This is a genomic window from Thermobifida sp. (assembly GCF_017577275.1).
Taxonomy (GTDB): domain Bacteria; phylum Actinomycetota; class Actinomycetes; order Streptosporangiales; family Streptosporangiaceae; genus Thermobifida; species Thermobifida fusca.
The window spans coordinates 1-21,654 of sequence record NZ_PITY01000006.1 but is presented as its reverse complement, the minus strand read 5'-3'; the positions used below and the strand labels follow the sequence as shown (position 1 = coordinate 21,654).

The window sequence follows — 21,654 nt, the reverse complement described above, 5'->3', positions numbered from 1 at the left end:
GGCAAGACCTGGCCGTGATCTTCGCGCTGGGCGGGCTGGCCCACGGGGCGGTGCCGCGGCTGCTGTTCGAGGCCTTCATGCGGATTCCCACCTGGCTGGCGCTGCTGCTGTTCTACCTGTTCCCGGTGCTGGTGCACGTGGGCGAGCACGTGCTGGGGCGGCACCCGCTGGGGCGGCGGCGGGCCCTGACGGTGGCGGTGACGCTGGCCGGCGCGGCGCTGGATGGCGGCGAGGGCGGCACGCTCCAGCAGGCGGGCGGCGGGGTCGCCGCTGGGTGTTTCCGCGTGGTCCGCGGCGGGTGGGAGCGGGCGCCGGGAGGTGCCGACCAGTGCGGTGGATACGAGGTCGGACCAGGAATCCGCGTATGTCACGTGACGGTTCCTCTTCTGTGCTTTCGAGGGTGGCGGGTGCGGGTCGGGTAGCCGAGGCGGGTTATGCGGGGAGAATCGGGTGCTTCCGGTGGTCCCACACGGCAAGCGGGCGGAGGCCGTCGGGGGTCCATTCCGCTACCACGGTGACGGGGTGGCCGCCGCTGACGCTGAAGATCTGCCATCCGAATTTCGTGTCTTGCCGCAGCAGAGGGAGGGCGTCTCCGGAGGAGTCGGTGAGCCAGAAGACGTCACCGCGGACACAGGTGACGTCGGTGAGGACCACCGGCCAGGTGTCTCGCCACGGGTCGGCGGCGAGGGCGCGGGCCGCGTCGGCGAGAGCGTCGGCGATGCTGCCGCCGCGCGGGGTGTCCGCGCGTTGTTCGGAGTAGCGGGTGGCGATGACGGCGCGGTTCTCTGCCGGGTAGAAGGCGAGTTCCGCGTCGAGGAGGGTGCCGACGCGGGCGGGGGTGTCGAGGGCGCGTCCTTTCGGGGCGAAGGACAGCAGCAGTGCGGTGCGTCCGGTGGCTTGTCCGCGCAGCCAGATGCGTCGGCCGCGCACCTGGTCAGCGGTGAAGTCGCAGCGTCCGAGCACGTCCCAGTGGTCGCGGACGGTTTCTTCCGGTTCGGGCAGCGGGAAGCCGATGCGGGCGCGGACGGTGGCGCGCAAGGGTGCGGGGAGGGTGTCGCTGCGCTGGTAGCTCACGCAGAGCAGGTGCAGCAGGGCGTATTCGGTGAGGAGACGGTCGGGCCAGTCGTCTTCGGAGGCGACGTGGTTGAGGGAGCGGAGTTGGTGGGCGAGACGGCCCGCTTGCGCGTCGACGAGGCGTGCGGCCATGCCGTCGCGCTGGGTGGAGTCGCGACGGTTGGTGGCGAGCCCGGCACTGACCTGGTCGATGAGCCAGGTGTCGAGTTCAACGACCCCGTCGGCGACGCGTTGTTCGCGTTGCCGGGCGCGGCGGGCCACAGCGTCCGGGTCGGTGCTGGTCTTCGTGGTTTTCTGGGGTGCGGGTTTAGCCGCTGCTGCCCTGGCGGCACGCTGGTTCAGCCACTCGTCCAGCCAGTCGGGGCCGGTGTCTTCAGCGGCAACGTCTTCCGTCCAGAGGACGAGAAGCGCGAGCACGTGTTTGCAGGGGATTTTGCGGCTGGGGCAACTGCACCGGTAGGCGGGGGTGCCCGGTCCGATTAGGTGTACGGCGACCTGGTAGTGCTTGGCTCCGCTGCCTTTGCATTCGCCCCATACGGCTGTGGCGCCGCCGGGGGCGTCAGTGTCTGGCCCGGCGGGACGCCAGCCGAGCCGCGGCCACGAGTCGGGGTGGGCGATTTTTGTCGCGGCTTTGCGGGACGACACGTCAGGGGCGAGCGCCCACACGTCGTTGGCGGTCCATCGTTCGCTCACGGTAGGCCACCGTAGCGGCGGGGGGTGACAAAACGACCGCAACCGTGGTGAACTGCATCAACGTTCCGGGCGTCTGTGGGAGCTCGGGAGAGGGCTGCGGGTGTCCCCGCCCTCTGGTTGGGGAGCGGCTCGGGGTTGCTCCCCAACCAGAGGATGGCGGGTTAGTTCAGGCGAGCGCGTTCGTAGGGTTTCGGCCAGAGGTTGCCTGCGCGGAGCCGGTCGGCGGCGTGCAGCGGCCAGTGGGGGTCGCGGAGCATGGCGCGACCGAGCAGGACCGCGTCGGCTGATCCGGAGGCGATGATCTCTTCGGCTTGTTCGGGCGCGGTGATCAGACCGACAGCGCCGGTGGGGACGCGGGCTTCGGTTCTGATCTGGCGGGCGAAGGGCACCTGGTAGCCGGGGCGGACCGGGATACGGGCGTCGGGTACCGCGCCGCCGCTGGAGGTGTCGATGAGGTCGACGCCGCGGTCAGCGAGGAGGCGGGCCAGGCGGATCGAGTCGTCGCCGGTCCATCCGCCTTCCACCCAGTCGGTGGCGGAGATGCGGGCGAACAGGGGCCGGTGGGCGGGCCACACTTGGCGGACGGCCTCGGTGATCTCCAACAGCAGCCGGACCCGGTTGTCGAAGCTGCCGCCGTAGCGGTCGGTGCGGTCGTTGACGAGGGGCGAGTAGAACTGGTGGGCCAGGTAGCCGTGGGCGAAGTGGAGTTCGACGACGTCGAAGCCGGCGGTTTCCGCGCGGCGGGCGGCTGCGGCGAAGTGTTCCGGTAGTGCGGCGACTTCGTCGGTGGTGAGCGCCCGGGGCGCGGCGAGACTGCCGAAAGGCTGGTTGGTGGAGCTGACGGTAGGCCAGCCGCCTTCTGTTTCGGGGACGGTGTGTTCGCCTTCCCAGGGCACTGCGGTGGAGGCTTTGCGGCCCGCGTGCGCGAGCTGGATGGCGGGGACAGCACCGTGGGCGCGGAGGAAGTCGGTGATGCGCCGCCAGGCGGAGGCTTGTTCGTCGTTCCACAGTCCCGTGTCGGCGGGGCTGATCCGTCCTTCGGGGACGACGGCCGTGGCTTCGGCGATCACCAGTCCGGCCCCGCCGAGGGCGAATTGGCCGAGGTGGACGAGGTGCCAGTCGTTGGGGACTCCGTTGTGGGCGGAGTACTGGCACATGGGAGAGACCCACACCCGGTTGGGGATGAGGGTGTCGCGCAGTTTCAGTGGTTCGAAGAGGTGGCTCACATTGAGCACGAATCACCGATGGTTTTTTCGCATTCCCGGGTGGGCCGTGACTCTGCTCACAGCAGGATGCCGGGCTGGTTCCAGTCTTGGTGGCGGTGCCGCTCCCCGCTCAGTTTCTCGCAAACACCACACGATTCTCATTTCCTCCCAAACCCGCATACTCCCCCCGGGTCGTGGTAGAGGCTCTCCGACATCAGGTGGCACACGCCGCGGCAGCGGTCCGCGGCACAGCAGCCCACCACCGCGGAGACACGCACAAGGGGAGAGCAATGCAGCACGACGCGTTCATCGGACAAGTGCAGGCGCGGGCTCGACTCGACAGTCGCGGATCAGCGGAAACCGCGACCCGGGCCACTTTGGAGACGCTGGCGGAGCGGATCCCCGCTGACCTTGCCGAGGACCTCGCTGCCCAGTTGCCGCGGGAGATCAGCGAGAACATTCTGCGCATCACGTCCCAGCCCGGGGAAGAACAGGGGCACCGGTTCGACCGGGACGAGTTCATCGCCCGGGTCAAACAGCGCTCGCACACCGACGAGCCGAAGGCTGCGCACATCGCGCGGGTGGTATTCGAGGTCCTCGACGAGGCGACGACCGGCGGCACGATGGAGAAAGTCCGGCAGAGCCTGCCTGAAGACCTGCGTCAACTGGCGTTGGCTGGCAGTAAGGGCTGAGCACCGGCACGGCAGGGCGGTGCCGGGGGTGTGCTGGGGCCGCGGTGCCGCCGCCACGGAGAGGAGAGACATCGTTGATCGCACACCAGGACCTCGTGGACCGTGTCGCCGCCCATGAAGAGATCGCCGACACCGAAGAGGCGCAGCGCGTGGTGCACGCGGTCATCACGTCCCTGTCTCCTCACCTCGCTCCGGAGGCCCGCAAGGACCTGCGGCGGGAGCTCCCGAAATCCCTGTGGGAGGACATGGACCGGGGCCAGGCTGTTTCCCCGCAGCGCTCCGGCACCCTGGCCCAGCAGGTCGGTGAAGAGTTGAACTGTCCGCCGGAGCGGGGACTGCAGTTGGCTCGAGTGGTGGTGTCGGAGCTTTCGCTCGCCTCTCCCATTCTCGGCAGGGAGATCGCAGACTCGCTCCCCGACACGTTCGGCTCCTAACCGGCGGGCCGTGCTGCGTGTGCGGCATTGGGGGTGCGTGGTCTGGGCAGGAGAGCACAGCCGTGGTCCCCGATGCAGCAGCGGCCAGGCGTGCCTTGCGAGGAGAACGGCTGCCGGGACCGGCCTCTGCTCGGGCGGACCGGGGCGGCGACGCCCGGAATCCTGGTGGCTGAGGGGAAGGAGGATCGGGCGGTTGCCGTGGCGGCACAGGGCAGGGGGACTGCTGCCGCCGAGAAGAAACCCACGCTAAGGAGGCACCATGGTGCTGCTCCACGACACTGACGAGGTCCGCAGGGCACTGTTCGACCTCGACTATCCCGCTACCAAGGAGGCGGTGGTCGCGTGCGCGGAACGCAACCGAGCCGCACCTGAAGTGGTGAAGGCGCTGCGGGCCCTGCCCCTGGGCGAGTATGCCAACGAGGCGGAGGTACTGCGGTCGATTCCGCTGGATCCTGCTGCGCCGCGGCAGCGGACCCCGGCGGAGCGCAACGAGCAGGCCCGGAAAACACGGCACGGCCATCCGGGTGTGGCCGAGCACATGCACGAGGTCTCCCCTCCCCCGATCGAGGAGGAGCTCGGGGAGACGTGGGGACGCTGACCCGGAGGCACGGCCGGGGCGGCACGCTGCGGCCGCCCCGACGCTCCGCGGATCACACGGTGGCGAGCATTCGGCGGCCCATCTCGTGGGTGAAGCGCTCCAGTTTGCCTGCGGTCTCTTCTTCTTGCAGAAGGTTGGTTTCCAGCAGTTGGATGCAGGTGGTCTCCCCCATGAGCATGGCTTTGCCAACAAGTCCCCGGTAGGCGGCGATCTCATAGTGTTCGACCTTGAGGGCCCCGCCGAGCGCGAACATCGTCAGCACTTGCGGTGACGGGTTCATTCCGGCGAACTCTCGGAACTCTTGGCGCAGCGCTTCGATCGCCGCGCAGGGGACTCGCTGCGGTGTCGCACCGATCGCCCGGAAACACTGCTCGAGGTTGGCGATCTGCTGCTGGGTTTCCTGCTGGTGGTGGCGGAGCATGTCGGCGACGTTCTCGTCGGCGACCATACCGGACATCTCGTCGAGCATGTCGGCGATCACCGCCTCACCGGTGCGCATGGCCGACATTTCGTGGACGAACAGGTCTCTTGGGGTTTCCAGTTTCATCGCTGCTCCTTGTCGGATACGTTGCGGCGGCTGCGCGGCTACCCCCGCCCGGCAGCACCTCACCCCTTTTTGTGCGTGCTTTGCGGTTTCTTGAGCGGAATGTCCCACCGCAGTCTTGAGGACCGGGAAGCCGTTTCTGCCCGCGCATGCACCGGGAAGCAGCAAGGACCGCCTATGCGACGAGGGCGTCCACCAAGCGGTGGAGTTCGTCTGCGGTGACTCCGCGGCTCTGGAGGTAACCGTGGGCTCCGCCGTACTCGGCGGCGAGCCGGTCAAGGAAGATCTCCATGGTTTCGGGGAAGGCGCTGAAGGTCTCCTCCGGCATGGCGGCCAGCCGCTGCTGGTAGGCGGGGACCGTGCTGAGCTGGGCGTGGAGTGCATCGAGATGGTCGGCGGTCCGCGCGTAGTCGGCCACGATGTCGTCGCGGTCTGCTCCCGCTGCGGCGAGGATGAGCGCCACCGCGGCCCCGGTGCGGTCTTTGCCTGCAGCGCAGTGCACGAGGACGGGCAGGTTCCGGTGCTCTCCTAGCAGGCGCACGATGCGCGCGAACGTGTCCCCGGAGTGCTCCAGGTAGCCCAGGTAGTGGGCGGCGATGGCGGCACTGCTCGTAGGCTGGGCCTTCGCCATCCGGCGTGCCGCATACAGCGGCAGGTGTGCTGTGGCCATGCCGGTTTCCGCGAGCGCCGGGCTGGCGGCTTCGCGGGCCTCGCGTCGGCCGCGCAGGTCGACTCGGGTGCGCACCCCGAGACCGTGGGCGAGCTGGCGGGCTTCGTCAACGGTGAGGAACTGGGGGGTGGCACTGCGGTAGAGCCGTCCCATGCGAATCCTGCCGCCGTCCGTGGTGCGGACTCCACCCACGTCGCGGAAGTTCATCAGGGCCGTGAAGACGGGGGAAGCGGGGGGTTCACTGATCTGAGTCACTCCGCCATCTTCGCTTACGCCCCAATACGGGACAATCGGCGGTCCTACCGGTGTGGGCGAGAAGTCTCGGCCGCATTGCCGACCGCGTTCCTTCCTGCGGGCAGTGGGGTCACGCCAGCACGTCGCGCGCTCTCGCGAGATGGTCGGGCTCGTCACCATGGCGGGGTGGCCGATGCACGGGGGGCCGGCTGTCTGCTCTCGACAGGATCACGCTGCTGTGCGGAAGGACGATGACGGGGTGCTTCGCGCGGCGCTGCCGCACGCATGCCTGCGCTAGTGCCGGGGGACCATGGGGGCGCGGTGCGGGCCCTGGAGTTTACTGAAGCCCTCGTTTCTTTCCCCTCTGCAACGGAGTGGCCACAATCCCCTCCACGCATGGCGTCCGCTATCACCGGAAATATCCCGCAATACCCGGCGCAACCCACCCCACAAAGCAATTACATAATGAAAAAATCTATTTACCTTCTGTGATAAACATGAGGTTGTGGGCCCGCATTGGAGTCAGGTCAGACTTGGTGCAAAAATCCTCAGCGCCACCCTCACGTTCCTTGCCGGTCTCGCTCTCGCCGGACACGAGGCCGAGCTCTGGCAGTTCTCTCCCCGCGAGGAATTCCGACTCGCCTCGGTCAGCATCACCCTGCTCTTCTTGAGCTTGACCGCCTCAGCGATCCACCAGTGGCGTTCAGAAAAGTCTGAAGTCACCCTCCGCAACATCCGCCAGGGAGTCACCTACTCCCTGCACGCCCTCCTGTTCCGCATCCAAGACGAAACCGGGATCGACGTGCGGGACCTGGGCGCCACCGTGCATCTGCGGGTCCGCACCGGCATATGGCCGTTCCGCCACGAACAACTCGTCCCGCTAGCGTGGGCACGGTTCCGAGCCACCAGTGTCTCCGGTATCACCTGGCGGCCCGGGGTCGGCGTCATCGGCCGCTGTGTAACCTTGGGCCGCCTGCTCATCGTGGATGTCGCCGCCCTCGACCGGCAACTGGAGAGCCTCACCGAAGCGGAATGGCACGAACTTGCCCAACGCGAACAGCAAGAACCCCCCGAACAGTCCCGGACACTCGGGATGAGTTACCGTGAATGGCAGCGGGCTCGGGGCAAGTTCAGCGTCATCCTTGCCACCCCACTGATCGGGCGGAGCTCCACCAGGTCGGAGATCCTGGGGTGCGTGTCGGTTGATGTCATGACCCCCGATCCCAGCACCGACAGCTACGAGCTGCTGTCCGAGGAAGCCGTCCAATACGCCGTCAGCGCCGCGGCACGCGAGATCAGCAACGTGTTAGCCGCTTTCCTCTGACTCCTCGGACACAGCGGGGACGGAGTGGCAGACCGTGAACGACCGCAGCAGACCGACGCCCCGCATCCTGGTCGCCCAGCCGATGTGGACTGCCGAGTCAGCCAAACTCTTCACCGCGGAAATGGAACGGCTCGGCGCCCCGTCAGCACACGCCGCGGTCTGCTACTTCGACGCCCGCGCAGAGATCCGCAACGACTCTCTGCTGCGCCGCCTGTTCACGCGGCGCCGCCGCTGACACCACCGTCCACACAGCCCCGCCCCGGCCTCGCCAGAAACACCCAGACGGCTCTATCCGCACCCACAGCAAGGACACGGTGCCTGACGGGAGCCCGCCAGGCACCGCAGAAGACATAATCATCCCCTCTCCCGCTGGGGCCTGCCCCTTCCGAGAGGAGCCCGGCAGCATCAGTGCGCGCGACGCATCGTGACAATGCCCACCCACAGGCCGAGCACGGCCGTGACGACCGCCGACAGCGCGCCCCACGCAACCACCGACGTGTCCCACACCCCGTTGAACAAGGCGCGTTCCGCGTTGACCACGTAGGTCAGCGGGTTGAGCAGGGACATGGTACGCAACCATCCAGGACCGCCCTCGACCGGCAGCATGATGCCGGCCAGCAGCACCAGCGGGAACAGCACCGTCTGCTGAACCCCCCAGAACAGCCAGTGCCGGTCCTTGGACACCAGCGCCAGCGCATAGGAGAGAGCACCCACACCGACACTGAACACACTGATGATCAACAGGCCGCCGAGCGCCCCCACCACGTGGGGACGGAACCCGAATGGGATAGTCGCGGCAAGAATGATCACCGTCTGGGCGAGCACCGGCACGATCTCTTTCAACGCCCGCCCCACGATCAGCGACGAACGGCGCAGCGGCGAGACCAGCATGCGCTCGTGCGAACCGAGCTGGATCTCAAACAGCAGGTTCGCTCCGGTCGACATCGTGGCAAACAGGCACGACATCACGATGATGCCGGGCACAAACCACTGCAGGGTCGACTCGCCCGACAGCCCTTCAGGCAGCAGAGGAGCGAACAGGGCGAGGAAAACCAGCGGCTGCACCAGGCTGAAGACCACCGTGAACGGGTCACGCAGCACAGGCCGGAGTTCACGGACGAAAACGGTGATAGTGTCAGTGAGAGGCGTGGTGGGAATGGTCATGCCGGGACCTCCTGGGTAGCGGCAGGCTCCGAAGCAGCGGCGTCGCGGAGGCTGCGGCCCGTCAAGTTGAGGAACACGTCGTCGAGCGTAGGCCGGGCGATCTCCACCGCAGCGACCGGCAGGTCGGCTTCTTCGAGCTCCCGCAGCAGGGCGGGTGCGAGCCGGGAGCCGCCGTCAACCTCCAGCACCACGCGGACACCGTCGTGGGTACCCCGCGCGCTTTCCGCCCGGGCCATGAGATGGCCAAAAGCCCGCTTGGCGTCGTCGGCCCGGTCGAACGTGAGCGTGATGCGGTCGCCCGCGTATTCGGCTTTCAACCGTTCCGGGGTGTCATCGGCGATGATCGTGCCGTGGTCGATCACCACCACACGTTCCGCGAGTTGGTCGGCCTCGTCCAGGTAGTGGGTGGTGAACACGATCGTAGTGTCGTGCCGGGAACGCAGTTCACGGATGTGTTCATGCAGGTTGGCCCGGTTTTGCGGGTCTAGCCCGGTGGACGGTTCGTCGAGGAACAGCAGTGGCGGCGTGTGCATCAGCCCCAGGGCGATGTCCAGCCGGCGTTTCTGGCCTCCCGACAGGGAGGAGGAACGCCGGTCGGCGACATTGCTCAAGTCGAGGGAGGCGATGAGTTCCTCGGCGCGGCGGCGGGCCTGGTCCGTACTCATCCCGTAGGCGCGCCCCTGGCTGATGAGTTCGTCTCGACCGCGCTGGTTGTACCCCGATCCGGTGCCTTGGCCGACGTAGCCGATACGGGAGCGCACTTGGCGCGGTTGGGTGCGGATGTCGGCTCCCGCGACTTGGGCGGTGCCTGAGGTGGGGAGGAGAAGCGTGGTGAGCATCCGCAGGGTGGTGGACTTTCCGGCCCCGTTGGGGCCTAGGATCGCTACCATCTCCCCTGCTTCAACGTTCAGGTCGATGCCGCGGACCGCTTCCACCGTCCGTTTCCGGGTGGTGAAGTGTTTGGTCAACGCACTAGCGTGGATCATTGTCTCATTCACGACAAACCACTCTAAAGGTTATTGCGGTCATCGCGCGTCCGTAATATGCGGCATGCTGAAACCATGGCTAATACGAGCACGCGAATGCTGCGCTTGCTATCCCTGCTGCAGACTCAACGGTATTGGTCCGGTAGGGAACTCGCAGAGCAACTAGGGGTGAGTGAACGTACCCTGCGCCGTGACGTAGACCGGTTGCGGGAACTGGGATACCCGGTCGAGGCAACACGAGGAGTGGCCGGCGGCTACCAACTGCGGTCGGGTACGGCCCTCCCCCCGCTGCTCCTCGACGACGAGGAAGCCGTCGCCATCGCCGTGAGCCTGTGCACGGCCGCGCAGAGCACGGTGACCGGCGTCGAAGAAACAGCGGTGCGAGCCCTCGCGAAGGTCGTCCAGGTGATGCCGCCCCGGCTGAGCAAGCGAGTGGAAGCGCTGCGCCCCTTCACCCTGCCCGCCCTTCGCAGCAACGCACCAGCGGTCAACGCGGTCATCCTCACGGTGCTCGCGCAGACCTGCCGGGACACCGAGATCCTGCGCTTCACCCACCTTGCCCGCGACGGCACACGGTCCTTGAAACTGGTGGAACCCCACCACCTGGTGTCGCTGTGGCACCGCTGGTACCTGATCGCCTGGGATGTGGGCCGGGGAGACTGGCGCACGTTCCGGGTCGACCGCATCACGGATCCGGAGGCGACAGGGGCACGGTTCATCCCCCGCGAGATTCCCGGCGGTGATCCGGCGGAATTCGTGCGAAAGCACAGCCGGGAGCTGCCCCCGCAGTACCGGGTGGTGGTCGAAGTGGCTGCAGCCGCCGACACCGTCCGGCGGGCTGTGGGTTCGTGGGGAACAGTGGAGGAACTGGACGGCGACCGGTGCCGGCTCACCTTGCACACGGACTTCTTCGACTGGCCGGCCATGCTCCTCGCCTCCCTCGACGCAGACTTCACCGTGGTGGACCCGCCCGAATTCCGCGACTACCTGCAGGCCTGTGCGGGACGGTTCCTGCGCGCCGCCGAGTCGGCTGGACCGCTCCCGTCCGAGTCATGAGCGGCACGGACAGCACGGTGCCGAGCCACCGAGGGCGCGGACCGTCCCGCCTTCGTGCGACAGCACGGAGGACTGTTCGAGGTAGTGGACTCTGGTGTGTTTTTCGGTCGCGATTGTGTGGGCGGTTGCTGGGGGTTGTCTGTAATCTTCACAACCCCCAGCTTTACGTTGTAGATTTTTGATTGGCTGCTGGAGGGCTGCCTGAAGGCGCCGCTCCCTCCCCCAGCTTCGCCGTGTTCCCGAGGTTCTCCCCCGTCGCCCCCTGCCTCGCGGCACTTGTTCCTCAAGCTCGACGGCCGCGCAGATGCTGCACTCCAAGGGCAACGAGCCCACACCCCGTCCCCCACGCGGCATTGACCGCGAAGAGCGCAGGGATCGCGAGCGGGTTGGCGACCGGTCCCCGCAACTCCCCCGCCAGAATCGGGGACAGCACCGCGCTCAGCACGAGGGAAGCCAGCGCATACCCCAACCGGTCGCAAGCAGTGTGACGTCCTCCCTTTTGGAAAGACGGGGATTCCTGCCGTACCGCTTACGCGGCACCAGTGACGGGAACACGGAGACGATCGCGCTGCACTCTGACGTGATGTTCGAGTTTGACCGGGCTGATTTGACGCCGGAAGCCGAAGCCGTGGTGCGGCGGACCGCGGAAACCCTGGAACACAAGTCAACCCTGATCACCCGGCGCGAGATGTTCGCCAAGGTCTGCGCCAGCTTCGAGGCGCGCCTGATCGACGTGGATCTGCTCGCTAAATCCCCGCCGAAGGTCGCGGTGCGACATATCGCCATTACCTGTGGTCGCCTTCATACCTCGCCGCGTCATGCGGTGGCGCACCAACTAGAGATCATCTAGAGGTATATCGAACAGCAACGCTAGCCGCCTCGACCTGAAGACCAGGACTTGCGCTGCAGTCGTTCGAGTCACACACAGCGTGGGTGGGGAGGACCGTGCCGCCCGTAGGTCGACCTACTGTCCAGTACGGAACCCCCTATAGTCGGAGCTGTGACGCCGAACAGTCCCGCGCTGGCCGTGCCCTGGTCTGGCCCCCGTGCCGCCCCTGTGCTCTTGGCCGCGCGGCAGCGCTGCACCGGTGCTGGGGGCGCCTGCGGCGTACCGTGCCGAGGAAGGGGGCACCCGTTGTGCAGGACAGCACCGACGGCCACTGCTGTGGACCGGGGATTGCGGTGCGAGCCTTGGTTGCCTCTCCCCCACTGGCGGGCCGCGAGCCGGACATCCGCGCCCCGGCTCCTTCCCCCACCCTGCCCTGTACCGCGCAGCAGCGCTGGCGGCAATCGGCCACCGCCCCCGAAACTCAGAGAGGGAGTATGACTGCCGATCGCAGCCCTTTTGCCCTGTCCCTGTCCGTCTTCCTGCTTCTTTCGTTTGGCCTGTCGTGGCTGCTTGCGCTCCCGCTGTGGCTCGGCGACGGGCTTGAGGACCCGCTCTTCTACCCCATTGCCGTGGCCATGATGGGTACGCCCGCAATCGCGGCGCTCGTGGTCGTCTTCTTCGTGGAACGCCCACCGCAGCGGGCCCGCTCCCTTGCCCTGTGGCCGCTGACCCCCGCGGGCCGGTTGATCGGCTATCTCGCGCTCGCCTTGGTCGTCCCGATCCTGCTTATCCTGGTCGCACTGCCGGTCGGCGCCCTGCTCGGCGTGTACCCAGCGGACTTTGCCCACCTCTCCGGATTCCAGGAGCTCATCGACGCCGGCGTGGCAGAGCTGGGTATACCCATCCCCGACATTCCGATCGGTGTCCTGCTCGCCTTCCAATTCGTGAACGTCATCATCGGCGCGTTCCTCAACCTCATTCCGGCACTGGGTGAAGAGCTGGGCTGGCGGGGCTGGCTGCTGCCGCGCCTGTACCGGTTCGGTGCCGCACCTGCCCTGCTGATCAGCGGCATCATCTGGGGTCTGTGGCATGCGCCGGTGATCTTGCTCGGCTACAACTACCCGGATGCGCCCGGTTGGCTGGGCCTGCTCATGATGGTGGGAATGTGCGTCATCATCGGCGCTGTCTTCGGCTGGCTGCGCATGCGGTCCGCCTCCGTGTGGCCCGCAGCGCTCGCGCACTCCTCCTTCAATGCCGCGGCCGGATTCCACCTGGTGTTCGCCCAGGCCGGGCAGACAGTCAACACCGTGCACGCCTCCATCCTCGGGTGGAGCGGGTGGATCGTCCCCATCCTGCTCGTTGCGGTGCTGTGGGCTACCGGCCAGTTCCGGCCCGCTCCGGTGGAACCGGAGCGCCCTGAACCTCACAAGGAGCTCGAATAGCCTGGGCGGGCGGTGCCCTCCTCCAGGGCACCGCTCCGCTCTCCTACCGCGACGACAGCGCCGTTCCGGAGCCCAGGAAGTGCCCCGGAGCGGCGCTGTCGTGGTTGGGCCTGGGGCTTCCCTCCCCAGACGTCCCGCTCGCCTGGCCCACGGCGAGGCCGGACGAGCAGAGGTGGTGTCACCGGCGGCTCACAGGGAAGCGAGCAGTTCCCGGCAGACCATCTCGCAGCGGCGGCATGCTTCGGCACACACCCGACAGTGCTCGTGGTGGTCAGCGTGGCGGGCGCACTCGTCCGCACACACTTTGCAGGCTTCGGCGCAGGCCTCCAGGATCGCGCGGGTGAGGTTGGCGTCGTAACCGGTGTGCCGGGACAGCACCCGCCCAGTGGTTTCGCAGATATCAGCGCAGTCCAGATCAGTGCGGATGCACTTGGTGAGTTCCGCAACCCTGTCCTCGCTCAGGCAGGCGTCTGCGCATGCGGTGCACGCCTGAGCGCATTCGAAGCACGCTTCGATGCATGCCCGCAGTTTCTCCTGGTCGACTCCGCCCAGACTCTGCGGATAGGTCTCCAGCATCTGTCCCGCGACACTCATCGTGTTCTCCTTCCCGGGTGTACTGCGGCCTGTGCTGGTCCGGGCTTCGGCCAGACCGGACCGTGACCCATCCGCTATCCGCCTGGGACGGAGCCTAACCTGGTGATCTTTCCCGAGGCGGCCTAGGATTCCTCGGTTTTTGGTCCCCCGGTGGGAAGGCCGATGAGGAGCGCGGTCAGCCAGAGGACGATGGCCGCGGTGAAGCCCACGGCGAGGCGCGCGGTTTCTGCGTGCCCGCTCAGCAGCAGCGCGATCCCTGCGGCCCCGATCGCGCAGAGCAGCAGCCCGGCCCACAGGTACACCGCGCGCCGGAAAACAGCGGCGAGCGGGAGGAAGTGGAGTCCTACGAGAGCGCAGATGATTCCGGAGGCCAGCTCGGTCTGGTCCAGGAAGACGAGGACAGCCCCGGCCGCGATGCTCACCACAATCTGGCTTGCCGCGATGAGAATGAACCAGCGCCGCTGTTTTCGAGGGGTGGCTACAACCGATGTTTCGAAGATCCCCCCGCGGGTCCCCATCACGACGACGATGAAAGTAGCCAGAATCGATCCGCCGAGGGCGATCAGCAGCGATGCCGTGTCGGCCAACATGGAACTGGCGCTCATCGCCGCGAAAAATCCGAGCAGGGCCATGAGAACCACACCTCGCGGCTGTGCGCGGTTCTCCGGAACCGATGAAGTAACGGGAGGTGAATCCATATCCCCCCTTCTTCCCCAACAATTTCCCGGAAAACCACTATCTCTTACTGTTGACCCTGTTTCGTCACTCGCTGTCACAGAAGTTCGCTGCTCTTCGTTTTTGTACGGTATCTCTGGCCACTTTCGGCCAACCTTTGTTGGCGAAAAACCGAAAAGAACGCTCTTCGGAGAATGGTGTTCTAGGGGTTGGGCGTGCTCTTCCCCGCAGGCGAACGGCGGCTTTTCCTTTGACTGGTTCTTCGCTTTGAGGCGTTTCCGCGGCTGGTGTGGGCTGCGCGGAACAGTTCTGCCCCGCAGTCACTTGCCCCTTGTCCGGCGGTGCGATGCTGCGGCCGCCGCCCCCGGTCTGGCGGGACGGTGTGTGCCGGGTCTCCCCTGCCATCAGGGGCGCGGGGTGCTAGGGCCTGGGCGGACTGTGGACTGCTGTGCTCTGCGGCAGTCAGCGCAGCCCGAAGATGGGCCGCTCCCGCTCACCGGTGAGGGAATCGGCGATGTCTTCGAAGACGACGAGGGCCCCGGGGACGGGAAGTACTCGCACCTGGGAGATCCCGGTGGCGGGGAGCATCCCCTCGAGTTCCAAGGTCAGCGGTTCGGTTTTGCTGTCCCACGCCGTCACGTCCACGTCGTATCCGCCTCCGGTCGCCGCGTCCTTGCTGAGGTGCACCATGACGGCGGCGTCAGCGAGATCCACCCACGAGGTTCCTGCGAGCACATGCGGATAGGGGGCGCCACTGGCGGCGCTCTGCACAAGCTGGCCGTCCAGGGAGCGGCGCTCGTGCACCAGCCGCCCGCCGTCTTCTGTGTCGATCCGTACCACGGAGACCGTGTCCGCGGTGAAATGTGCGCTGTGGCCGTGTTCGGTGAGGTCCAGGTCGTCGACCAGGATCTCGCCGGTGGCCCGGTCGACCACCAGGTAGCGGATGTCGGACCCCCATTTCTCCACGGCGACGACCGAGCCGTCGGAGGTGACCGGGTGGAGGTGGGAGCGGTAGCCGGTGTGGTGGTAGCTGATCTCCGGGTTAGGGCCGACCGGGCCTTCCCCCGGATATTCGGTGCGCCACAGCTCCTGGCCGGTGGCCGCGTCGAACGCGGTCAAGCGGCTCGTTCCTCCCCGCAGTTCGGTCCGTCCGCCGAGCACCCCGTCCTCCCAGTCGGTAGCGAGTCTGGTGGGGGCGCCCAATTCGTCGTGGCAGTCCTGGGAGACCACGACAGCGTCGGGGAAGGCGCGGATCCAGGTCCGCGGCCGCCGGTCGACCAGGCAGTGGGGGTCGAGCGGCGCGGTCCAGCGCTGGGCGTCGGTGTCGAGGGCGCGGGCGGTGAGCTGCCAGCCGTCGTCGCCGTGGTCCAGCAGGATCCGCGCATCCTTGGTGAGAAGGTCGATAGGGGCGATGCCTCCGATCCGACTGATCCGGCGCCGCTGTTCGGCGTCCCGCCCCAGGTTCATCGGAGTGCTGCTGCGGACCTGGCCAGTGGCGGCGTCCAAGGTGAGCAGCGTGTCCCGGTATCCCCGGTGGTCGTAGACGGTGAAGAAGAGGACGACGGTGCGGCCGTCAGGGGTGACGTTGGCGGTCACCTCTGAGCCCAGTCGGCGGTAGTGCCACGTCTCCTTTCCGGTGACGGTGTCCAGGGCGATCACCCCGTCGCCGACGTCGACGACCGCGCCGGCGGCAGTGGCCAGCACGCGGTGAGTGCGTGCCCCGTGCGGCGGGTGCCAGCGCCAGGCCACCCGTTCCACGGTGGTGGGGACGGGGCGTGCCTCTGCTGCGGTGGCGGTGGTGTGCGAGACGAGGGCGTCCGCGGCGGCCGCCCACACCCCGGTGGCCAGGAGCAACGCTGTTGCGGTGCCGCACGCCAGTCCAGTCAGGGGCATTCCCAGTGAGCGGGGCCGGTGGTTGCGGCCGCACACCGCCATGATCGTCGCGCCCCCGGTCATGGCCACCAGCCCGGTCCATCCCACCACCGACCAGGGGGTGCTGCCGGGGCCGGGGGTGGTGAGGCCGAACAGCCACCGCGGGGTCTCTACCAGGGCCATGAGCGCGGTCACGCCGACGAGGACCCAGCACAGGAGTACCGGGCGCCGCGAGGCCGCGTTCTGGTGCTCTTCCGGGACGCGTTCGAAGAGTTGCAACAGGGTCAGCCAGCCGAGGAGTCCGGCCAGCGCCCAGAAGAAGACGCGGATGATGGGGAGAAGGTCCGGGCCTTCGCCGCTGTCTCCGAAGAGCAGAGGGCTGACCAGGCCGACCAGGGCGCCCACCGTTAACAATCCCATGCCGACCCAGGTGAGGAAACGGCGGAGGGTATGGGAGAGGTGTAGCGGTACAGGGGGCATGGTCGTGGTTCGGCTCCTCGGCGGATATTCAGTGGTGCGGCGACGAGGGCTGCCGGGGGTGTGCCTCCATCGTCGACGAACCGACGAATTCCCGCCAATGGAACCGAACACGGATGGCGGAGTCCTCGTGGCCAGTTGGGTGGTCCCGCCACGGCGCTAGGAGGCCGCAGGTCGAAACCCCGCACCGTTTCCCGGGTGCATCGGCCACCGCGGTCATCGGTTCAGACGGAAGGCTTCGGCAGTCATCTTTCCCACCGTTTCTCCTATTGAAGGAAGTTTACGAGGATTTTGTCTCTGCGACTACCGTTGCGGGGAACTCTTTGCACTATTTCCGGGGGTGCGGCGAGTCTTCGCAGAGCCGCGGCTTCCGTATTCTCGCGTGAATTCCTGGAAAACAGTCCCGGCACCGGATCTGATGTCGTTTCCGGTGCGGGGCAGCACGGTGGGCCTGGGATGCACCCAGGCCCACGGCCACTTTTCGTCACCTGCGTGCCCGGAAGGCGGCGCGGCGACGGGGGTTAGAAGCGTTCGCGGCGTACGACGGTGCGGCGTCCTTTAATCGTGCTTTTCTTCAGTGCCGCGATCACACCGTCGGCAGTGGATTCGGGCACTTCCACCAGGGAGAAGCGGTCAGCGATTTCGATCGCGCCGATGTCCCGTCCGCTCAATGCGGTCTCCCCGGCGATCGCTCCCACAAGGTCTTGGGGGCGGACCCGGGCGTTGCGTCCAATGCCGACGAAGAGGCGGGTCATGCCGTCGGAGGGGCCTCGGCCGCGCCGTTCACCGCGGCCCGGTCCGCTGCGCCGTCCACGGCGTTCGCGGCGTTCGCTCCGCTCGGGGCGGAGCACCGGTTCGGGGATCTCCTCCTCTTCGGTGACGGCGCCGCTGGCTTCATGCGCCAGTTTCACCGCGGCCAGCGCGATCTCCATGATGTCGAACTCTTCGGCGAGCGACTCCACGACCACGCGGAACGCCTCGCGGTCGTCGTCCTCCTCCTTCAGAGCTTCGTGGAGCGCAGCACGGGTCAGTTCGACGCGGCGGGCCCGCAGGTCCGCGACGGTGGGGAGCTTCTCGACGCTGATCGGGCCGCTCGTGCTGCGCTGAATGGTTTTGAGCATCCGGTGTTCCCGCGGCTCGACGAGGGTGATCGCGACGCCTTCTCGGCCGGCCCGCCCCACGCGGCCGATGCGGTGCACGTAGGTTTCGGTTGCCGACGGCACATTGTAGTTGACCACGTGGGTGAGGTGTTCGATGTCGAGTCCGCGGGCGGCGACGTCCGTGGCGATGAGGAGGTCGGCGGTTCCTCCGCGGAGGCGCGCCATGACCCGGTCGCGCTGTTCCTGGCTCATGCCGCCGTGGAGCGCTTCAGCGCGGTATCCCCGAGCGTTGAGCGTCTCGGTGAGCTGGTCGACTTCCTCACGGGTGCGGCAGAACACGAGGGCCGCGGTGGGGGATTCCATGTCGAGGACGCGTCCCAGGGCCGCGGGTTTGTAGGGGCGGGCCACGATGTAGGCGTTCTGCCGGACTTTCGGCTCTTCTCCGGGTGCGGGAGAAGTGCGGGCGATGCGTACGCGCACCGGGTCGGTGAGGTGGCGTCGGGCGATGCCTTCGATGCGGTCGGGCATGGTTGCCGAGAACAGCACTGTCTGGCGGTTCTCCGGCACTTCTTCGATGATCGCCTCGATGTCTTCGGCGAAGCCCATGTCGAGCATCTCGTCGGCTTCGTCCAAGACGACCGTGCGCACCGTGTCCAGGACGAGGGTGCCGCGGCCGATGTGGTCGAGGGCCCGTCCCGGGGTGGCGACGACGACGTCGACACCGCGTTCCAGGGCCCGCAACTGGCGGCCGATGGGCTGGCCGCCGTAGATGGGGAGGATGCGTGCCTTCAGGTGGCGGCCGTAGCGGTGGAGTGCTTCCGATACTTGCAAGGCCAGTTCCCGGGTGGGCACCAGGATGAGCGCCGAGGGAGTGTCCCCGCGGTCGCTGTCCGGCAGCCGGTGCAGGATCGGCAGGGAGAAGGCTGCGGTCTTCCCCGTACCGGTTGCGGCCTGGCCGAGCAGGTCACGGCCTTCCAACAGCGAGGGGATCGCCTCGCGTTGGATGGCCGTGGGCTCCTCGTAGCCGACCTCGGCGAGGGCATCGAGCAGTTCCGGCCGGAGGCCAAGGTCGGCGAAACTGAACTGTTCTGTAATGGTCTTCTCCGTCAATTGCGGCTCCTCGTCGCTGAACACACACGCACGGGACTGGCCGACTGCGTCGGCGTCTCCCCGCGCTCACAACGGCCCCTTACCGTGCGCGATCTATCCCTCGTTCAGCACGGTCAGCAGCCGCTCACCCGTGGCGCGCGGAAGAACCGGGGATCAGGGACATCCGCGTCCGCCGTGGGGTGAGACGCGGAGAAGACCGCTCAATCAAGAAGCCGCTGTAGGTTTACCATTCTCCGCGTTGGAGGGCGGAGTCATGGGCCTACCGGCTCGGGTTCTCCTTCCAGATCGCGCCTGTGCGGCTTCGGCCGCTCCACTGAGCATGGCCGAGACGATCCACTCGTAAACGGTGACCCACGCCGAGCCTACTGAGGGAGCCCACTCAAGAGAGATGTCGCGGGCCGCCTCGATCAGCGCGTGTCCGACGCAGCGGTACTCCTCCAGTCCCAGTCCCCATCGGACGTAGTGGTACTCACCGAGCTTACGTAGGGTATCCCAAGTCTTTTCGGGTTCGTCGAGATGGTTGACGACTTCGACGAGGACGCGGGCCATCCGGACGTGCTGTTCCCCCATGTCCTCGGGGAACAGGTCGCGGCAGCTGGGCAGCAGCCGGAACAGGTGGTGGTAGAAGCGGTCAGCCAGGACTTCTGGCTGGTCCAAGAGGTCGGCGCAGAGGGCCTGGACGAGGCTGACCGTCCGGAGGTCGGGGCGCGGCAGCTCTCGGGTCACCGCAATAGCCATAACGTTTTCCTCCCCTTTTCTCCTATCCCCCAGAAATATCTTTTTGTCTCCCAGCAAATTTTCCAGGCAGCACAAATAGTTCCGGAAAATAAAACAGGATGTCGAATACCATCAAAAAATAGGAACGACAAACCTCTTGGAGACCTAGTCCTTGCTGGTGGGACAGGCTCTGACAGCTACTTTAGACCGTCGTTCACCGTGCTTTAATCCGGGGCACCCTTCGCGGACAGGAGGGTTTTTTCACACCGAAATTCCATGGTCTTTTTGCGGGACTTTGGACTCTAGTGCTCCCGCCTTGCTATCCGCTCTCTTTTCGGTGTTTCCGATACGCTGTGGAGCCTGTTCGATACTCAACAGGAAGATTTGCCAGAAAAGAGAAGAGTTTCCCCTGTTGTCCCTTCGGTTTTTTGTGAGGGAAGTCACGGGGGCCGAGCTGTGCACTCTTATGATCCGGAGTCAGCGTCTCGGTACTCCCCGCGCCTGAGGACGCTCCTGGGGGTACGTGCCGCGTGTGTCGTCTGTGCGGCCGTCCGGCGCTCCAAAGGGAATGCGGTGGTGCCGTGCCAGGCATGCCTGGCACGGCACCACCGCAGTGTTGAGGGTTAGGAAGGGGAGTCGTCCGCGGGCGGTGAGGTGTCCTGCTTGCGAGGGCGGCCCCGGCGGGGGATCGCTTTGACTCCCTGAGGCATACGGCCCGCGTCGATGAGCGCCCGACGTAAAAGAAACTCGATCTGCGCGTTCGTGCTGCGCAGCTCGTCACTAGCCCATTTGGCAAGCGCGTCATACACCGCCGGGTCGAGCCGGAGCAGAATTTTCTTACGCTCGCTTGCCACCGAACCAACCTCTACGAGTACAGCGTTCCTGTGTTGACGACCGGCTGGGTGGGACGGTCGCCGCACAGCACGACGAGCAGGTTGCTGACCATTGCGGCCCTGCGCTCCTCGTCGAGGTCCACCACACCCTGCTCAGCCAGCCGGTTGAGCGCCAGTTCCACCATGCCGACCGCGCTCTCCACGATCTGCTGGCGGGCTGCGATGACCGCCCCCGCCTGCTGGCGCTGCAACATCGCCTGGGCGATCTCCGGCGCGTACGCGAGGTGGGTAAGACGGGACTCGATGATGCGCACCCCCGCCGAGGCTACGCGTTCGGCGAGTTCCGCAGAGAGCTTCTCGGTGATCTCATCGGCATTGTCCCGCAGGGACAGGCGGTCAGTGCCCTCGTGGTTGTCGTAGGGGTAGTTGTTGGCGATGTGCCGGACGGCCGCCTCGGTCTGCGTGCTGACGAACTGGACAAAGTCGTCGACTTCGAAGACGGCGCGAGCGGTGTCCTCGACCTGCCAGACCACGACAGCGGCGATCTCGATGGGGCTTCCGTCCGCGTCGTTGACTTTCATGACGGCGGTCTCGTGGTTGCGGATCCGGGTGGACACCGGCTTGCGGGTCGTCAGCGGGTTGACCCAGCGCAGCCCGTCAATGCGGAGCGTACCGATGTAGCGGCCGAAGAGCTGCACGACACGTGCCTGGTTGGGGTCGATCATGGTCAACCCGCACAGGAGGAAGAGACCGGCGAGGAACAGCAGCGCGCCCACCACGATCAGCGCGACCGCGCTCACATCAGCCGCGTCCAGCGTGTTGATCCGCACCACTCCGCCGATGGCCCCGCCTGCCCCGGCCAGCATCATGACCAGGGAGAAGATGAGGACCGGTATGCCGGATGCGCCTTCGATCAGGCGCTCTTCCACTTGAGTTTCCAGGTTCTCCACCGCCACCGCGGCTTCCCGAGCCATCCATCAGCTCCTCTCACTATCAGACTGATGACTCAAGTCTAGCATTGTGATATCACTTTTTTAAACTCGTTCGGAGGAAAGGGACAAGCGCGGTGATCCACGTACACAACCTCACCAAGCGCTATGGCGCCACCACTGTCGTCGACGGCCTCACCTTCACCGTCGCCCCCGGGAGGGTCACCGGCTTCCTCGGCCCCAACGGCGCCGGGAAGAGCACCACGATGCGGATGATCCTCGGCCTGACCTCACCCACCTCTGGCACGGCCACGATCAACGGCCGCCGCTACCGCACTCTTCCTGCGCCCCTGCGCGAGGTGGGCGCGCTCCTCGACCCCGAAGCAGCCCACCCCGGGCGCA

At 66.8% G+C, this 21,654-nt stretch carries 23 protein-coding genes; 10 read left to right on the top strand and 13 right to left on the bottom strand.

Annotation, left to right across the window (positions count from 1 at the left end):
- Positions 1-422 (top strand): hypothetical protein (locus tag CW348_RS00375; protein ID WP_287462309.1); only part of this gene is annotated, 422 nt, incomplete at its 5' end.
- Positions 423-432: 10 nt separating this feature from the next.
- On the opposite strand, the gene CW348_RS00370 is transcribed toward CW348_RS00375, so the two are convergent.
- Positions 433-1,767 (bottom strand): SWIM zinc finger family protein, encoded by a 1,335-nt coding sequence (locus CW348_RS00370; RefSeq protein ID WP_061783508.1) that lies wholly within the window; start codon positions 1,765-1,767, stop codon positions 433-435.
- A gap of 161 nt (positions 1,768-1,928) precedes the next feature.
- A complete protein-coding gene (locus CW348_RS00365) occupies positions 1,929-2,993 on the bottom strand; it encodes an NADH:flavin oxidoreductase/NADH oxidase (RefSeq protein WP_104613078.1) in 1,065 nt (354 codons plus the stop codon).
- A gap of 269 nt (positions 2,994-3,262) precedes the next feature.
- Here CW348_RS00365 and CW348_RS00360 point away from each other — a divergent pair, with 269 nt between their 5' ends.
- The 3 genes from CW348_RS00360 to CW348_RS00350 all read left to right on the top strand — a co-directional run bounded on the left by CW348_RS00360 (position 3,263) and on the right by CW348_RS00350 (position 4,696).
- A complete protein-coding gene (locus tag CW348_RS00360; RefSeq protein WP_011291889.1) occupies positions 3,263-3,664 on the top strand; it encodes a DUF2267 domain-containing protein in 402 nt (133 codons plus the stop codon).
- Positions 3,665-3,738: 74 nt separating this feature from the next.
- The gene (locus CW348_RS00355) at positions 3,739-4,098 is read left to right on the top strand and encodes a DUF2267 domain-containing protein (protein WP_104613072.1); all 360 of its coding nucleotides are present in this window, start codon (positions 3,739-3,741) and stop codon (positions 4,096-4,098) included.
- A 259-nt stretch (positions 4,099-4,357) separates the two neighbouring features.
- A complete protein-coding gene (locus CW348_RS00350; protein WP_104613073.1) occupies positions 4,358-4,696 on the top strand; it encodes a DUF2795 domain-containing protein in 339 nt (112 codons plus the stop codon).
- A gap of 52 nt (positions 4,697-4,748) precedes the next feature.
- Here CW348_RS00350 and CW348_RS00345 read toward each other — a convergent pair whose 3' ends face one another.
- Positions 4,749-5,243 (bottom strand): ferritin-like domain-containing protein, encoded by a 495-nt coding sequence (locus CW348_RS00345; RefSeq protein WP_011291886.1) that lies wholly within the window; start codon positions 5,241-5,243, stop codon positions 4,749-4,751.
- Between the two features lie 172 nt (positions 5,244-5,415).
- Positions 5,416-6,165 (bottom strand): tyrosine-protein phosphatase, encoded by a 750-nt coding sequence (locus CW348_RS00340; protein ID WP_016188658.1) that lies wholly within the window; start codon positions 6,163-6,165, stop codon positions 5,416-5,418.
- A 484-nt stretch (positions 6,166-6,649) separates the two neighbouring features.
- On the opposite strand from CW348_RS00340, the gene CW348_RS00335 reads away from it, so the two are divergent.
- Together CW348_RS00335 and CW348_RS00330 are read left to right on the top strand one after the other, a co-directional pair.
- The gene (locus CW348_RS00335; RefSeq protein ID WP_016188657.1) at positions 6,650-7,468 is read left to right on the top strand and encodes a hypothetical protein; all 819 of its coding nucleotides are present in this window, start codon (positions 6,650-6,652) and stop codon (positions 7,466-7,468) included.
- Between the two features lie 34 nt (positions 7,469-7,502).
- Positions 7,503-7,703, top strand: coding sequence for a hypothetical protein (locus CW348_RS00330; protein ID WP_011291883.1), 201 nt, complete (start codon positions 7,503-7,505; stop codon positions 7,701-7,703).
- 170 nt (positions 7,704-7,873) lie between these two features.
- Here the strand turns inward: CW348_RS00330 and CW348_RS00325 are convergent, their stop codons facing one another.
- Positions 7,874-8,632: an ABC transporter permease gene (locus CW348_RS00325; protein WP_011291882.1), complete on the bottom strand. Its 759-nt coding sequence runs from the start codon at positions 8,630-8,632 to the stop codon at positions 7,874-7,876.
- On the bottom strand, positions 8,629-9,618 hold the full coding sequence (locus tag CW348_RS00320; RefSeq protein WP_011291881.1) for an ATP-binding cassette domain-containing protein: 990 nt from the start codon (positions 9,616-9,618) through the stop codon (positions 8,629-8,631). The genes CW348_RS00325 and CW348_RS00320 overlap by 4 nt, the downstream gene beginning before the upstream one ends.
- Positions 9,619-9,693: 75 nt before the next feature.
- Between CW348_RS00320 and CW348_RS00315 the strand changes: the two genes are divergently transcribed.
- From CW348_RS00315 to CW348_RS00305, 3 genes are all read left to right on the top strand, one after another.
- Positions 9,694-10,674 (top strand): YafY family protein, encoded by a 981-nt coding sequence (locus CW348_RS00315; protein WP_081430409.1) that lies wholly within the window; start codon positions 9,694-9,696, stop codon positions 10,672-10,674.
- Positions 10,675-11,257: 583 nt separating this feature from the next.
- Positions 11,258-11,524: a hypothetical protein gene (locus tag CW348_RS15975; protein WP_173668147.1), complete on the top strand. Its 267-nt coding sequence runs from the start codon at positions 11,258-11,260 to the stop codon at positions 11,522-11,524.
- Between the two features lie 473 nt (positions 11,525-11,997).
- On the top strand, positions 11,998-12,945 hold the full coding sequence (locus CW348_RS00305) for a CPBP family intramembrane glutamic endopeptidase (RefSeq protein ID WP_016188654.1): 948 nt from the start codon (positions 11,998-12,000) through the stop codon (positions 12,943-12,945).
- Positions 12,946-13,134: 189 nt separating this feature from the next.
- On the opposite strand, the gene CW348_RS00300 is transcribed toward CW348_RS00305, so the two are convergent.
- From CW348_RS00300 to CW348_RS00270, 7 genes are all read right to left on the bottom strand, one after another.
- Entirely contained in the window at positions 13,135-13,539 is a 405-nt protein-coding gene (locus CW348_RS00300) for a four-helix bundle copper-binding protein (RefSeq protein WP_011291877.1), read from the bottom strand.
- A gap of 122 nt (positions 13,540-13,661) precedes the next feature.
- Positions 13,662-14,171, bottom strand: coding sequence for a hypothetical protein (locus CW348_RS00295; protein WP_104613075.1), 510 nt, complete (start codon positions 14,169-14,171; stop codon positions 13,662-13,664).
- A gap of 505 nt (positions 14,172-14,676) precedes the next feature.
- Positions 14,677-16,506 carry a PQQ-binding-like beta-propeller repeat protein gene (locus CW348_RS00290; protein ID WP_181140053.1) on the bottom strand — a complete coding sequence of 610 codons (1,830 nt, stop codon included), beginning with the start codon at positions 16,504-16,506 and terminating at the stop codon, positions 14,677-14,679.
- A 578-nt stretch (positions 16,507-17,084) separates the two neighbouring features.
- Complete coding sequence (locus CW348_RS00285) at positions 17,085-18,773, bottom strand: DEAD/DEAH box helicase (RefSeq protein WP_258076926.1); 1,689 nt, start codon at positions 18,771-18,773, stop codon at positions 17,085-17,087.
- 204 nt (positions 18,774-18,977) lie between these two features.
- Complete coding sequence (locus CW348_RS00280) at positions 18,978-19,511, bottom strand: globin domain-containing protein (RefSeq protein ID WP_011291873.1); 534 nt, start codon at positions 19,509-19,511, stop codon at positions 18,978-18,980.
- Between the two features lie 602 nt (positions 19,512-20,113).
- On the bottom strand, positions 20,114-20,344 hold the full coding sequence (locus CW348_RS00275; protein WP_011291872.1) for a hypothetical protein: 231 nt from the start codon (positions 20,342-20,344) through the stop codon (positions 20,114-20,116).
- A gap of 11 nt (positions 20,345-20,355) precedes the next feature.
- Positions 20,356-21,297: an SPFH domain-containing protein gene (locus CW348_RS00270; protein ID WP_011291871.1), complete on the bottom strand. Its 942-nt coding sequence runs from the start codon at positions 21,295-21,297 to the stop codon at positions 20,356-20,358.
- Positions 21,298-21,389: 92 nt separating this feature from the next.
- Here CW348_RS00270 and CW348_RS00265 point away from each other — a divergent pair.
- Positions 21,390-21,654, top strand: a 265-nt coding sequence (locus CW348_RS00265) for an ATP-binding cassette domain-containing protein (RefSeq protein WP_287462289.1), incomplete at its 3' end; no start/stop codon positions are given.